The organism is Halomonas halodenitrificans DSM 735, assembly GCF_000620045.1.
GTDB classification, from domain to species: domain Bacteria; phylum Pseudomonadota; class Gammaproteobacteria; order Pseudomonadales; family Halomonadaceae; genus Halomonas; species Halomonas halodenitrificans.
Genome location: NZ_JHVH01000027.1, coordinates 1 through 13,383, shown reverse-complemented (window position 1 = coordinate 13,383; position 13,383 = coordinate 1). Strand labels below are relative to the sequence as shown.

Annotated in this window: 12 protein-coding genes; 3 read left to right on the top strand and 9 right to left on the bottom strand. The window is 66.7% G+C overall.

All coding sequences use genetic code 11. From position 1 onward, the window contains the following. Positions 1-71: 71 nt before the first annotated feature. The 9 genes from Q358_RS0112250 to Q358_RS0112210 all read right to left on the bottom strand — a co-directional run bounded on the left by Q358_RS0112250 (position 72) and on the right by Q358_RS0112210 (position 9,653). Complete coding sequence (locus Q358_RS0112250) at positions 72-1,241, bottom strand: D-alanyl-D-alanine carboxypeptidase family protein (RefSeq protein WP_156940916.1); 1,170 nt, start codon at positions 1,239-1,241, stop codon at positions 72-74. A 97-nt stretch (positions 1,242-1,338) separates the two neighbouring features. Further along, positions 1,339-2,271: a septal ring lytic transglycosylase RlpA family protein gene (locus Q358_RS0112245; protein WP_027962272.1), complete on the bottom strand. Its 933-nt coding sequence runs from the start codon at positions 2,269-2,271 to the stop codon at positions 1,339-1,341. Beyond that, complete coding sequence (gene mltB / locus Q358_RS0112240) at positions 2,271-3,338, bottom strand: lytic murein transglycosylase B (RefSeq protein ID WP_027962271.1); 1,068 nt, start codon at positions 3,336-3,338, stop codon at positions 2,271-2,273. The genes Q358_RS0112245 and mltB overlap by 1 nt, the downstream gene beginning before the upstream one ends. A 129-nt stretch (positions 3,339-3,467) precedes the next feature. After that, positions 3,468-4,628, bottom strand: a complete 1,161-nt coding sequence (rodA, locus tag Q358_RS0112235) for a rod shape-determining protein RodA (RefSeq protein WP_027962270.1) — start codon at positions 4,626-4,628, stop codon at positions 3,468-3,470. A gap of 54 nt (positions 4,629-4,682) precedes the next feature. Continuing rightward, positions 4,683-6,539 (bottom strand): penicillin-binding protein 2, encoded by a 1,857-nt coding sequence (mrdA, locus tag Q358_RS17405; RefSeq protein ID WP_043488268.1) that lies wholly within the window; start codon positions 6,537-6,539, stop codon positions 4,683-4,685. A gap of 39 nt (positions 6,540-6,578) precedes the next feature. Next, on the bottom strand, positions 6,579-7,046 hold the full coding sequence (gene rlmH / locus Q358_RS0112225; RefSeq protein WP_027962269.1) for a 23S rRNA (pseudouridine(1915)-N(3))-methyltransferase RlmH: 468 nt from the start codon (positions 7,044-7,046) through the stop codon (positions 6,579-6,581). Further along, positions 7,043-7,405, bottom strand: a complete 363-nt coding sequence (rsfS, locus tag Q358_RS0112220) for a ribosome silencing factor (RefSeq protein ID WP_027962268.1) — start codon at positions 7,403-7,405, stop codon at positions 7,043-7,045. Before rsfS ends, rlmH begins: the two co-directional genes overlap by 4 nt. A gap of 248 nt (positions 7,406-7,653) precedes the next feature. After that, complete coding sequence (nadD, locus tag Q358_RS0112215) at positions 7,654-8,295, bottom strand: nicotinate-nucleotide adenylyltransferase (protein ID WP_051530364.1); 642 nt, start codon at positions 8,293-8,295, stop codon at positions 7,654-7,656. Between the two features lie 47 nt (positions 8,296-8,342). Continuing rightward, entirely contained in the window at positions 8,343-9,653 is a 1,311-nt protein-coding gene (locus Q358_RS0112210; RefSeq protein WP_027962266.1) for a glutamate-5-semialdehyde dehydrogenase, read from the bottom strand. A 102-nt stretch (positions 9,654-9,755) separates the two neighbouring features. Here Q358_RS0112210 and Q358_RS17400 point away from each other — a divergent pair, with 102 nt between their 5' ends. The 3 genes from Q358_RS17400 to Q358_RS0112195 are packed head-to-tail and all read left to right on the top strand — an operon-like array spanning position 9,756 to position 12,984. Next, positions 9,756-10,634, top strand: a complete 879-nt coding sequence (locus tag Q358_RS17400; protein ID WP_051530361.1) for a hypothetical protein — start codon at positions 9,756-9,758, stop codon at positions 10,632-10,634. Next, on the top strand, positions 10,621-11,547 hold the full coding sequence (locus Q358_RS0112200; RefSeq protein ID WP_027962265.1) for a diguanylate cyclase domain-containing protein: 927 nt from the start codon (positions 10,621-10,623) through the stop codon (positions 11,545-11,547). The genes Q358_RS17400 and Q358_RS0112200 overlap by 14 nt, the downstream gene beginning before the upstream one ends. 33 nt (positions 11,548-11,580) lie before the next feature. Continuing rightward, entirely contained in the window at positions 11,581-12,984 is a 1,404-nt protein-coding gene (locus tag Q358_RS0112195; RefSeq protein WP_027962264.1) for a bifunctional DedA family/phosphatase PAP2 family protein, read from the top strand. Positions 12,985-13,383 lie beyond the last annotated feature (399 nt).

Here is a 13,383-nt window from a genome sequence, read left to right as displayed (position 1 = left end):
CCCTCTTCGGCTTATCCCCAGCGCCCCTTGGCTCTGGGGCGCTAGCTCGATGGCTAGCCCCGCCTGACCTATCAGTCGAACCAGCCGCCGATCAGGCTGGAGAAGAAGCGCTGCACCCGGTCGATCAGCTTCTTGATAAAGCCGCCCTCTTCCACGGCGTCCAGGGCCACCAGGGGCCGCTCGCCGACCACCTCGTCACCCAGCTGTACCTCCAGGGTGCCGACGCGCTCGCCCTGCTGGACAGGCGCCTCGATATCGGTCTGGATATCCAGGCTGACGGTGAGTTCGTCGTTTCGAGCGCGGGGCACGGTCATCACCACGTCCTCGTCGACGCCGACGCGCAGCTCGTTGATATCGCCGCCCCATACCCGGGGCGTATTGAGCACCGAGCCACGATCGTAGAGCTTGAGGGTCTCGAAGTAGCGGAAGCCGTAGCTGATCAGCTTCTGGGTTTCCTGGGCACGCGCTTCCTCGGAGTTGGCGCCCATCACCACCGAAATCAGGCGCATGTCGTCGCGCTTGGCCGAGGCCACCAGGCAGTAGCCCGCCGCTTCGGTGTGACCCGTCTTGAGGCCATCGACGCTGGGGTCGCGCCACAGCAGGCGGTTGCGGTTGGGCTGGCGAATATCGCTGTAGGTGAAGTACTTCTCGGCGTAGATCTTATAGTGTTCGGGGTAATCCTGGATGATATGGCGCGAGAGCCGCGCGAGATCGCGAGCCGTGGAATAGTGATCCTCGGCGGGCAGCCCCGTGGCATTACGGAAGTGGGTATTGCTCAGCCCCAGGCGATCGGCATTCTGGTTCATCAGGTCGGCGAAGGGGGCCTCGCCGCCGGAGAGGTACTCGGCCACGGCCACGCTGGCATCGTTGCCCGACTGAATGATGATGCCGTAGAGCAGGTCGCGGATGGAGACCTCGGTATCCACCTCGATGAACATCTTGGAGCCACCGGTGCGCCAGGCGTTCTCGCTCACCGGTACCATGTCGTCCATGGCGATATTGCCACGATCGAGTTCGCGCTCCACCAGATAGGCGGTCATCAGCTTGGTCAGACTCGCCGGCGGCAGACGCTCGTCGGAATTGTGTGCGGTCAATACGCGGCCGCTGTCGGCATCCATCAGGATCCAGCCACTCGCCGCCAGCTGTGGCGGAGAAGGAATCAGGGTCCGGGGCTTGGGTACCGGCACCTCCTGTGCCACGGCAGGCGCCGCAACGACAAGTACCAGACAGGCCATCAGCATCGGCAGCAGACGGCCAGGACGTAGGGTAAACAGCTCTTTCATGGGGCGACTCTCGTCAGGTCATTCTGTAAAGGGGATCGAGGCCAGTCAGCCGACCTCATTTGACGATAAAACTCTCGGCGAAGCCGGCGCGCCGCAACGCCTCGCGCAGTGGCTCGACCTGGTCCAGGCGGGAGATGGGGCCCACCTGCACGCGATGTGTCCCCGCGGCCTCGGCGACCCGCACCGGCCGCGACAGATCACTCTCCAGGCGAGTCCGCAGGTCGCGGGCACCATGAGCGGAACTCAACGCCGCCACCTGCAGGTATAACGGAGGCTTCACGGCATTGTCCTCCGGCCGCCGGGATTGCGTGGCAGGCGCCTGGGTCGCCGTGGCGGTCGCCGCGGGGACCACGCCCTGGCGTGCGGTATCGGCCGCCCGCTTCGTGCCGGCACCGCCCTCACCGTTCTCGGCGAGCCAGCGATCGACATCGATGGCCTCGACCGTGACCCGGCCGGTGCCGTTGTCGAGAATATCCAGTCGCGCCGCCGCGGCGTAGGAGAGGTCGATCTCCCGCTCGCTGTGAAAGGGCCCCCGGTCGTTGACCCTGACGATCGCCGAGCGGCCGTTATCCCGGTTGGTCACCCGGGCGAAGGACGGCAGCGGTAGCGAGCGGTGGGCCGCCGACATCTTGTACATGTCATAGATCTCGCCATTGGAGGTGGCATAGCCATGAAACTTCTCGCCATACCAGGAGGCGGTACCCTGCTTCACGTAGCCACTCGCGTCGGGCAGGACATGGTAGGTCTTGCCCCAGACCTCATAGGTGGAGCGATTGCCGCCGCGTGAAAGCGGCTCCTTGCGAGGCACGGCATCGGGCACCCGGCTGACGTCCGGCGGCTCCTGGGGGTAGGCATCACCCGACATGGCATAGCGCCCGGAAGAAGATGCCGTGTCGGACGTATCGGCATCCGAGGGGACGGACCCGCCGTCGCCGGCACAGCCGGCCAGGACGACTCCGAGAGCGACGGGCAGCCAGCGCCACAGCATCAGGACGCCTCCTCGTTATCGGCATCCACCGCCTTGAGCCAGTGGGCCTCGAGGTCACGCGTCGCCGCGATCGCCTCGGCAAGCTCCACCGCCGCCATGGCGTAGAGATGGCTATGGTTGTAGCGAGTGATGACATAGAAGTTGAAGTCACCCAGCACATAGCGCCAGTTGCCCTCCCCTTCTTCCAGGGCCACCGGCAGCAGGCGGCGTTCATCGCCCAGCGCGGCCGGAACCTCGATGCCGGCATCACGCAACGCCTCGGCACTCACCGCGGGGCGACGCGCCGCGCGATTGAAGTCGATACCCTCGGGAGGCAACGCCGGTCCCGTGGCCTCATGCAGGATCGGCTCATCGCCGCGCCAGCCGTGTTCGGCGAAGTAGTTGGCCACGCTGCCGATGGCATCCACCGGATTGGTCCAGAGGTCGCGCAGGCCATCATCGTCGAAGTCGACGGCATAGGCGAGGTAGCTGGTGGGAATAAACTGCGGATACCCCATGGCGCCGGCATAGGAGCCCAGGGGCTCGCCCGGGGCCACCTGCTGCTCGTAGGCGATTTCCAGAAAGGCCGCCAGCTCACCGCGGAAGAAATCGCCGCGTCGCGGATGATGAAAGGCCAGCGTGGCCAGGGAGTCGAGCACGCGATGGTCGCCGGTAATGCGCCCGTAGCGGGTCTCCACGCCCAGGATGGCGGCGATGACTTCCTCGGGTACGCCATACTCCGCCTCGGCGCGGGCGAAGGCATCGGCGTGTGCCTCGATAAAGGCGACGCCATTCTGGATGCGCTTGTCGTCCAGGAAGATCCCGCGATACTCATCCCAGCGCAGGCGTCCCTCGGCGGCGCCCGACATGGCGTCGAGGACCTCCTGGCGATAACGTGCCTCTCCCATGGCATCTTCCAGCCAGGCGCGATCGGCTGTCTCGCCGGCCAGTTCATCGACCAGCGCCTGGGCCCCCTCATGACCCTCGGGGGCAAATTCCTGAGCGGCCAGTGTCGAGCTGGCCAGCAAGGCGGCGCAGGCCACCGTCGCCAGGCGCCTCTTCCTTCCATGAATACGTGACGGCGTCATGTACGATTCCCTCTGTCGATCTCTGATCCGATTGGCACCCATCGGGACTGTCCCCGGCCGCGCCATCCGGTCAATGTTTATGCTCGTCGCCAGCATCGGCACCACTGCCGGGGACAGTCCCGGGCGCCGTCAGCGAGGCAGCAGGCGGCGGTGGGCATGAATGGCCATGAGAATACCGAAACCGGCCATCAAGGTCACGCTGGAGGTGCCGCCGAAGCTGACCAGCGGCAGCGGCACGCCCACCACGGGGAGAATACCGCTGACCATGCCGACATTGACGAACACGTAGATGAAGAAGGTCAGGATGATGCTGCCCGCCAACAGCCGCCCGAAGGTCTCCTGAGCCTGGGCGGCGAGCCACAGGCCACGACACACGATCAGCAGGTAGAGCAGCAAAAAGGCCAGCATCCCCACCAGGCCAAACTCCTCGCCCAGCACCGCGACGATGAAGTCGGTATGCCGCTCGGGCAGAAACTCGAGCTGGGACTGGGTGCCTTCCAGCCAGCCCTTGCCCAGCACGCCCCCGCTCCCGATGGCGGTCGTCGACTGGATGATATTCCAGCCCGCCCCCAGGGGATCGCTGTTCGGATCCAGGAAGGTCAGCACGCGCTTGCGCTGATACTCGTGCATGTTCATCCACAGCAGCGGCAACGCCGACGCCGACAGGACGACGAGCAGGCCGATGACGCGCCAGGACAGCCCCGCCAGCAACACCACGAAGACCGCCGAGGCCGACACCAGCAGCGAGGTGCCGAGGTCGGGTTGCTTGGCGATCAGCACCACGGGCACTCCGATGATCACCCCACACACCATGATGTCCTTGAGGCCCGGCGGCAGCTCGCGGCGACTCAGGAAGGCGGCGACCATCATGGGCATCGCCAGCTTCATCAGCTCCGACGGCTGGAAGCGGATCACCCCGGGGATCACCAGCCAGCGCTGAGCCCCCATGCCCATGTCCCCCACCAGCTCCACCGCCACCAGCATCACCACACCCAGCAGGTAGGCAGGCAACGCCCAGCGCATCAGCGTGCTCGGCGAGAACTGGGCAATGATCATCATCACGCCCAGGGCCACACCAAAGCGGATGCCCTGGGAAGCGACCGTGTCGATACGCTGGCCACTGGCGCTATACATCACCACCAGGCCGGCGACCATCAGCACCAGCAGCATGCCCAGCAGCCAGGGATCCAGGTGAACCCGCTGCCAGAACCCGCGCCGCCGCGCCATGCCGCTGGCCGGCGCCCCGACCGGGTGCGATCGCCAGGAGCGCGACAGGTCATTCAGCCCCATGGGACTGTCTTCCGGCAGGCGTCCATCGTCTTGCGTCTTCTCCCCACGAACGTTCTAGGCATCGGGTTCCTCGTCTTCCAGCAGCCAGGCATCGGTCATCGCCCGCGCCAGATGCGCGGCATGGGTGCTGCCGCCTCCGGCGTTCTCGACGATCACCGCCACGGCGATCTGCGGCGCCTCGAGCGGCGCGAAGGCCACGAAGAGGGCGTGGTCGCGCAGCCGCTCGGCCAGTTCATCGGCATTGTATTTCTCGTCCTGACCCAGCGAAAAGACCTGGGCGGTACCCGACTTGCCGCCCATGCGATACTCGAGCCCCACCCCGGTGCGCCTGGCGGTCCCCTCATGGCCGGAGACCACCTTCTCCATGCCGGAGAAGACACTGTCCCACCAGCCTTCGTTGGCCAGATCGATATCCTCGGGGGTATCCGGGAGAGCCTCGGGTAACGCCTCATCGCCGAGGCGTTGGGCCAGGCGCGGCTTGACCCAGTCCCCGCGGTTGGCCAACACCGCGGTGGCAGTGGCCAGCTGCAGCGGCGTGACCTGCCAGTAGCCCTGCCCGATGCCCACCGAGAGCGTCTCGCCGGGATACCACGCCTGATCGTAACGCTCCCGCTTCCAGTCCCGGGACGGCATCAGGGCACGACTCTGGCCGAAGACATCATGCGCGACCCGAGTGCCGAAACCGAAGTTGGTCATGTTCCTGTAGATGCGATCGATGCCCAGATCATGCGCCAGGGTGTAGTAGTAGGTGTTGTTGGAGACGGCGAGGGAGCGCTCGAGGTCGACACGGCCATGCCCCCAGCTCAGCCAGTTACGGTAACGACGATCGTCGTTGGGCAGCTGGAAGTAACCGGGGTCATGAATGGTCTTGCCCGGCGTTATCACCCCCTCGGCCAGCCCGGCCATGGCCAGAAAAGGCTTGATCGTGGAGCCGGGCGGGTAATGGCCACGGATCGCCCGATTATAGAGGGGCAGATCGATGTCCTCCTGCAGCCCGCGATAGGAGGCGACATCGATGCCGGTCACGAACTGGTTGGTGTCATAGCCGGGTGCCGAGGCCATGGCCAGGATGCCGCCGGTGGCCGGCTCGATGGCGACGATGGCGCCTCGTCGGCCGTCGAGCAGCTCGAAGGCCAGTTCCTGCAGCGACTTGTCCAGTGTCAGGGTCAGGTCCTTGCCGGGCACCGGGTCGGTTCGCCCCAGCTCCCGCAACACTCGGCCCCGGGCATTCGTCTCCACCTTTCTCAGCCCGGCCTCGCCGTGCAGCTCCTCCTCGTAGAAACGCTCGACGCCGGTCTTGCCGATGAAGTGAGTGCCGGCATAGCGGCCGGCATCCAGGCGTTCGAGCTCTTCGGCGTTGATCCGCCCCACATAGCCCAGGGCGTGGGCCATCACCTCGGCATCGGGATAATAGCGAAGCAGCTGCGCCTCGACCTCGACCCCCGGCAGGAGGTGACGATTGACCGCCAGCCGCGCGATCTGTCCCTCGTTGAGGTCACTCATCAGCAGCGCCGGCTGGAAGGGACGCTTACGCTGACGCGAGCGCACGCGGAACGCCTCCGCCTCTTCCTCGGAGAGCTCGAGGATCGCCACCAGGCGGTCCAGGGTGGCCTCGAGGTCCTCGACGCGCTCGCGCACCAGGGTGAGATTATAGGTCGGGCGGTTCTCGGCCAGCAGCACTCCGTTGCGGTCGTAGATCAGCCCCCGGGTCGGCGGCAGCGGCTCGACACGTACCCGATTCTTCTCCGAGCGGGTGGTGTAGACCTCGTGCTGGGCCACCTGAAGGTAGGCCAGGCGCCCCACCAGCAGGCCGGTCAGGAGCAACACGAGCAGCAGGGCAAGCAGCGCACGCACCCGAAAGATACGCAACTCCTGCTCGGGGCTCTTGAGATTGTGGCGTGACTTGCGCATCGAATGTCCGGTGTGACGAGAAAGCGGCGAGGCGTCGACTCAGCGGTGGTAGGGGTGACCGACCATCAGTGTCCAGGCGCGATAGAGCTGTTCGGCCAGCAGGATACGTACCAGCGGATGGGGCAGCGTCAGCGGTGACAGCGACCAGCGCTGGTCGGCGGCGGCGGAGAGCTCCGGCGCCAGGCCGTCGGGGCCGCCGACCAGCAAGGCCACATCCCGGCCGGCCAGGCGCCAGTTCTCGGCCTGTTCGGCGAGGCGTTCGGTGCTCCAGGCCTTGCCGCCCACTTCCAGGGCGACCAGGTGCTCATTGCCACGCAGCCGGGCCCGGATCCGCTCGGCCTCGCTCGCCATGGCTCGAGCCAGGTCGGCATTCTTGCCGCGCTGCCCGGGGGCGATTTCCTCGACCTCAAGGGCGAAGTCACGGGGCAGGCGCTTGCGGTACTCCTCGACGCCTTCCGTGACCCAGGCGGGCATGCGGGTGCCTACCGCCAGCAGGCGGACCCTCATACGCCGGAAAGCTCGTTTTCACGTTCCAGGTCGCTGGGGAGGTCGGCCCAGAGCCGCTCCAGGTCGTAGAGCTGCCGGGTCTCGGGCACCATCACATGGACGATCACTCCGCCCAGGTCCACCAGTACCCAGTCGGCCTCGGCATCGCCTTCGACGCCGAGCGGCTGCCTGCCTTGTTCCTTGGCGCGCTCCACCACACGCTGGGCCAGTGCCGATACGTGGCGGGTCGAGGTGCCGCTGGCGATGATCATCAGGTCGGTCACGCTGGTGAGCCGCGACACATCCAGCTGGACGATATCCTTGGCCTTGAGTTCTTCCAGCGCGTCCACCGCCAGGGTCTTGAGAGCATCGTTATGCATAGGGTCTTCTGTCAGGTGTCGTTGAATGACCATTGTAACGCCTTGACCGCCGTCTGACAGGGTCCGTTCCCAAGGTCATGCTTCCTCTTCGACTTTCGCCAGATTAGCCCCGGGGCGCTGGGGACAAGTCGAAGAGGAGGTCCTACGCCAGGGAAGGCGTCGGTAGCGTACAAGGAAGTATTCACAGCGCCTCCTCGTAGGCTTGTCGCCAGATTAGCCCCGGGACGCTGTAGCCCTGGGCTGTAGTCCTAGGTGCAGTCTCGGTCTGGCCTGTAGAGAGCGTTGGCGATGATATGCCGCTCCACCGCCTCGGGCAGCAGATAACGAACGCTGCGCCCGCCGGCGAGCCGTTCACGCAGCGCGGTCGCCGAGATCGCCATCCGCGAGGGCAGCCGCAGGCGCAGCAGGCCGCCGGCGGGACGCCTCATCAGCGATTCGACATCCTCGCTCTCACGCCCGTCGATCAGCTCGCGCAGCGCCGCCGGCAGCGCTGCCTGGTGGTCGGGGCGATCCATCACCACCAGGTGGGCCAGGTCGAATAGCCGTTGCGGTACGTGCCACTCGGCAAGTCGCAGGAAGGCATCATGGCCGAGCGCCATGACCAGCCGCGCATCGGGCCCCCACTCCTCGCGCAGGGAGGCCAGGGTATCGGCGCTGTACGAGGGCCCTACACGAGAGAGTTCGCGATCATCGGCGACCAGGCCCGGGGTATCGCCGATCCCCAGGCGCAGTAGCGCCAGTCGCTGTTCGGGTGCCACGCTGGGCTCCCCCCGCAGCGGCGGCGCCTTGGCGGGGATCAGGTGAACGCGGTCGAGGGCCAGCGCCTCGTGAAGCTCGACGGCACTGCGCAGATGCCCCAGATGCACCGGGTCGAAGGTACCGCCCAGCATGGCGAGGCGCACCGGGCGCTCCCCGGCGCCCGAGGCAAGGTTCCGGCTCACTGGCGAACCTGGCCGTCGCCCATGACCACATACTTGTGGGTGGTGAGGCCCTCGAGGCCCACCGGGCCGCGAGCATGCAGCTTGTCGGTGGAGATGCCGATCTCGGCCCCCAGGCCATACTCGAAGCCGTCGGCGAAGCGGGTCGAGGCGTTGACCATCACCGAACTCGAGTCCACCTCGGCCATGAAGCGCCGCGCCAGGGTCCAGGACTCGGTGACGATGGCATCGGTGTGCCGGGAGCTGTAACGCTCGATATGTGCCATGGCGGCCTCGATGCCGTCGACCACGCGGATCGCCAACACCGGCGCCAGATACTCGGTCTGCCAATCCTCCTCGCCGGCCGCCGAGGCCTCCGGGAGGATCTCCCGGGTGCGCTCGCAGCCGCGTAGCTCGACGTCATGCTCGGCGTAGGCCGCGGCCAGCTTCGGCAACAGCGCCTGCGCCAGGGGGGCATCGACCAGCAGCGTTTCCATGGTGTTACAGGTGCCGTAGCGATGAGTCTTGGCGTTCACCGCGATGGCCAGCGCCTTCTCGGGATCCGCCGTTGCATCCAGGTAGACGTGGCAGACACCATCGAGATGCTTGATGACCGGCACTCGAGCCTCCCGGGTGATGCGCTCGATCAAGGACTTGCCGCCCCGCGGAATGATCACGTCCACAAACTCGGGCATGGCGATCAAGCGCCCCACGGCGGCGCGGTCGGTGGTCGCCACCACCTGCACGGCCCCGGCGGGCAGCGCTTCGGCGGCCAGGCCCTCGCGGATGCAGGCGGCAATCGCCGCATTGGATTCGCGCGCCTCGGAGCCGCCCCGCAGGATGGCGGCATTGCCCGACTTGAGGCACAGGCTGGCTGCCTCGAGGGTAACGTTGGGACGAGACTCGTAGATGATGCCGATCACCCCCAGGGGGACGCGCATCTGACCGACCTGGATACCGCTGGGCCGGGCACGCAGGCCGTCGACCTCCCCCACCGGGTCCGGCAGAGCCGCGACCTGGCGAAGCCCCTCGATCATGGCATCGATACGATCGTCGTTCAGGGCCAGGCGGTCGAGCAGCGCGGCATCGAGGCCACTCTCGCGCCCGCGCTCCAGGTCCCGGGTGTTGGCCGCCAACACCTCGCCCCGGGAGGCTTCCAGTGCCTCGGCCATGGCGTGCAGGGCGCCGTTCTTGGAGCCGGTGGGCGTGCGACGCAGGCTCGCGGCGGCCTGCCGCGCCGACTGCCCCAGGCCAGTCATGTAGGCATCGATATCGCGAATTTCCTCGACACCGCCGGTTGCGGTACCGTTACGCTGGACTTGAGCTGACATGCCAGAAAGAGTCTCCTGTGGACTTGGCCTGATGGTACCGAAACGGCGCTATACTGGCGCTACATCGGCACACTGCGTAATAGGGAGTCATACTAAGCCACCATGCAGAGCAAGTACAAAGTCAACCTGCTGCGCTTCTATCTGCTGCTGGCGGCACTGTTTCCGACACTCATGATACCTACTGCCCAGGCCCCGTCGGAAGGATGGCTGCTCGGCCTGGCAGCGGCCTGGCTCGGCACCAGTGCCGCCCTGGTCGAGTTCAACCATCGACGCCCGCCCATGATTCCCTGGCAGCTACTCCCCAGCCTGCTGCTCGGCGCGCTGATATGGACCTTTGCCGAGCGCTACCCCTTCTGGCTTTGGGCCTGGGCCGCCCTGATCATGCTGCCTCAACCCGCCTGGATGACCGCTCTCAACACCCTGCTGGCGATGCTCTCCTGGGCCTGGGTCGCCCGCCTGCTGCCCGTGGAACAGGCAGTGGCCAGCGGCCTGGTGCTCGCCCTGTTGCTGGCCCTGGGGCTCATTCGGGCGCGGCGCCTGGCGCCCCTGTACCGACAGGCCAGGGAGCGCGGCAGCCTGGCCCCCGGAAGACGCCTCTGGCCCCAGGCCAGGCTCACCGGCGACCTGGTCCGGGAAAGCACCCGGGCCCGGCGCGACGGCACCCACACCGAGCTCCTGCTGCTCCGCACGCGCCGGCGCCACCTGTGGAGGGTAGCCGGGCAACTATGCGACATGACCCAGCGCTTCGAGCACTGTTATCGCCTCGATAGCCATACCCTGGGGGCCATACTGATCTGCCGCGATGCCGACCAGGCGCAGACCCGGCGCGAGACCCTGATGCGCCACCTGGACAGGGTGGTGCGAGTGCGACTGGTGACCCTGCCATCAACTCGCTCGATCACCCTGGAACGCCAGGCACTGGATCGACAAGAACAGCCCTTCACCACGACCCGGGGAGCCACGACCGATGTCGACGTCTGACTCGCCGCGGCTGCTGGCGGCCCTCTATGCGCTCGGCGCCCTGCTGCTGGTCGGCCAGGCCGTGTGGCACTATCTGGTCGGCGACTATCACCGGATTCTGCTGCCGGCCCTGCTTTCGCCGCTGCTGCTGACCGCCGCCCTGATGAGCCTGGGGCAACAGGAAACCGCGCGCCTCTCGGCCTACCTGGTGCTGACATGCGGCTACCTGCTGATTGCCACCATCCTGCCGGGAGAAGACCGCCTGACCCTGCTATGGCTGGGGCTGCCGGCGGTCCTGACCCTGCTGCTGCTACCGCTTGGAACCGCCACCCTGCTCAACGTCATCCTGGCACCGATCTGGCTGCTGCTGGCGAGCGAGGGCCTGTCGGCACCGACGGCCATGGCATATCTGGCCCTGGTGATGGCCGCCGGTCTCGCCCCCTGGGGCGTTCGCCATCAGCATGCCCTGTTGCTGGCCACCGACCCCTGGGACCAGGAGTGCTCCGCCCTCAAGGCGGAGCCCTTGCTGGAGCGCCTGGAGAGCGAGATGCAGCGCACCGAACTACTGGACCAACGGCTTGCCGTGGCGCTGCTGCACCTTCCTCAGCTGGAGATGGCCGGCGAACAGTTCGGCGGACCGGCGCGCCACGCCCTGCTGAACACCTTCTGCAAGATAGTGGAACAACACTGCCGCGACCACGACTTGCTGGGTCGCATCGGCGAGGCCGATTTCTGGCTGGTATTGCCCAACACCAGCGAGAGCGGGGCCCTGCTGGTTCGCCAGCGCATCGAGGATGCCGTGGCCGATGCCAGGCTCCACGCCACGGGAGGCCTGGAGGTACGGGGAACCACCTGCGCGCACACCCCTGGACAATCCTTCATGGCATTCAGGCGTCGCCTGGAGAGTACGACCCGGCGCCTCGCCGATGGCTGACGCCCTGCTCGCAGCGCTCTCCGGAGGCTCGCCATGAACCCCGCCGAGTTCCTCTACCAGCTCACCCCATCACCGGGGGTACTGCTGCTGATCATCGCCGGCATCGCCACGCTGGAATCCTTGGCGCTGGTGGGGGTGCTGGTGCCCGGCGTCCTGCTGATCACCGCCGCCGCCTCCATGGCGGGGCATCAGGAGCTGGCCCTGCCGGCGACCCTGATGGCCGCCTTTAGCGGTGCGGTCGTCGGCGATAGTGCCAGTTTCATGATCGGCCACACCCAGCGTGAACGGGTTACTCGCTGCTGGCCCTTCTCGCGCCACCCCGAGTTTATTGCCCGGGCCGCGCGCTTCTTTCAGCGCCATGGTGTGCTGTCGGTATTCCTGGGCCGCTTCGTGGGCCCCGTGCGCCCCATGGTGCCCTTGATTGCCGGCATGTTGCATATGCCACCGCGAACCTTCATCTGGGCCAACCTCTCCTCCGCGGCGCTATGGGCCCCCGCCTATGTGCTGCCGGGCTATCTGCTGGGGCGCACCTGGGAGCAGCTGCTCGACGTCCCCTCCGCCCTCCACAAGCCGCTGGCGATACTGGTCGTGATGCTGCTCGCCCTGGCGGTGGCCTTCTCCTGGCTTCGCCATCACGCGGGCCGCCACGGGCGTGCCTATCGACTGAGTGTCGGCCTGGCTCGGCGCCACCCCCTGCTGCGGGCGCTATGGCTGCGTCAGAGCAGCGATGGCGAGGTTCCCCTGGCCAGCCTGCTACTGCTGATACTCGCGCTGGGTGGCGTATCGGGCTGGACCCTGCTGGTCATGCACCAGGGCCAGCACGGCCCCTTGCTCCTGGATCGCCAGATCCAGGCACTCTTCGATGGCCTGGCCCACCCCGCTCTGACCCATGTCGGCGAAGGGCTGGCTCGAATCGGGGATCTGCTCGGTATCGCGGCACTCTGCCTGCCCTGGGGCATCTGGCTGACAGGACGGCGACGCTTCGATGCCTTCTGGCATATTACCGCGGGACTCGCGGGATGCGCGGCGCTCAACACCCTGAGCAAGGCCCTCTTCGCGCGCCCGCGACCCGATGCCCCTGCCTACCTGGCGGACTCCTTCTCCTACCCCAGCGGCCATACCTCGAGCGCCGTGGTGCTGTTCGGCCTGGCGGCCGCCTTCGCCGCCCGCGAACTCAGCCCCGCCTGGCGCCACTGGGCCTACTGGGCGGCCATCCTCGCCGCCACCCTGATGGCGCTGTCCCGCCTGGTGATCGGCGTGCACTGGTTCAGCGACCTGATCGGCGGCGCCCTGCTGGGGCTGGTCATCTGCGCCCTGGTACAGCTGGCCTGGCAGGCCCGACCACGACCCACCCTCGCCCCCTGCCCCTGGCCCTGGCTCGCGACGGCATCCCTCTGCCTGGTCGCGGCGCGAGTCGCCTGGCTGCCGCCGGTCTGATCCGAGGCTAAGGGGACAGCCAAGGGGACTGTCCCCGTGGGGTTGGGGGACTGTCCCCTCAGCCAAGGGGACTGTCCCTGAGGCCTCCCCACGAATAGAATAAGAAAATCAGTACATTAGGATTGAAAAAAGTCTGCATGGGCAGGCATGTTGTTAATCGCGAAACAAACAATATGCCGAGGAGCCCATGCAGACGCCCCAATTCTTGCACAGGATTCTGGCGACTTCAGCCACCCTTCTGCATTCAGCCCGCTTCAACGCCCTCGCGACATGTGTCGAGGCGTTATTATCGGGGCAATGCCTGTCTCTGACCGCGGTCGGACGACGGCTCCCGCGCCGGATTCAGCCCAAGCATGCGATAAAGTGTGTCGACCGCCTGCTTGGCAACCCTCATCTTCA

Coding starts and splice junctions, on each gene's coding strand:
- Q358_RS0112195 (WP_027962264.1), top strand. CDS start 11,581: ATGAACCCCGCCGAGTTCCTCTACCAGCTCACCCCATCACCGGGGGTA.
- nadD (WP_051530364.1), bottom strand. CDS start 8,295: ATGCTGGGCGGTACCTTCGACCCGGTGCATCTGGGGCATCTGCGCAGT.
- Q358_RS0112250 (WP_156940916.1), bottom strand. CDS start 1,241: ATGCTGATGGCCTGTCTGGTACTTGTCGTTGCGGCGCCTGCCGTGGCA.
- Q358_RS0112210 (WP_027962266.1), bottom strand. CDS start 9,653: ATGTCAGCTCAAGTCCAGCGTAACGGTACCGCAACCGGCGGTGTCGAG.
- mltB (WP_027962271.1), bottom strand. CDS start 3,338: ATGACGCCGTCACGTATTCATGGAAGGAAGAGGCGCCTGGCGACGGTG.
- rodA (WP_027962270.1), bottom strand. CDS start 4,628: ATGGGGCTGAATGACCTGTCGCGCTCCTGGCGATCGCACCCGGTCGGG.
- Q358_RS0112245 (WP_027962272.1), bottom strand. CDS start 2,271: ATGCTGTGGCGCTGGCTGCCCGTCGCTCTCGGAGTCGTCCTGGCCGGC.
- rlmH (WP_027962269.1), bottom strand. CDS start 7,046: ATGAGGGTCCGCCTGCTGGCGGTAGGCACCCGCATGCCCGCCTGGGTC.
- rsfS (WP_027962268.1), bottom strand. CDS start 7,405: ATGCATAACGATGCTCTCAAGACCCTGGCGGTGGACGCGCTGGAAGAA.
- Q358_RS0112200 (WP_027962265.1), top strand. CDS start 10,621: ATGTCGACGTCTGACTCGCCGCGGCTGCTGGCGGCCCTCTATGCGCTC.
- mrdA (WP_043488268.1), bottom strand. CDS start 6,539: ATGCGCAAGTCACGCCACAATCTCAAGAGCCCCGAGCAGGAGTTGCGT.
- Q358_RS17400 (WP_051530361.1), top strand. CDS start 9,756: ATGCAGAGCAAGTACAAAGTCAACCTGCTGCGCTTCTATCTGCTGCTG.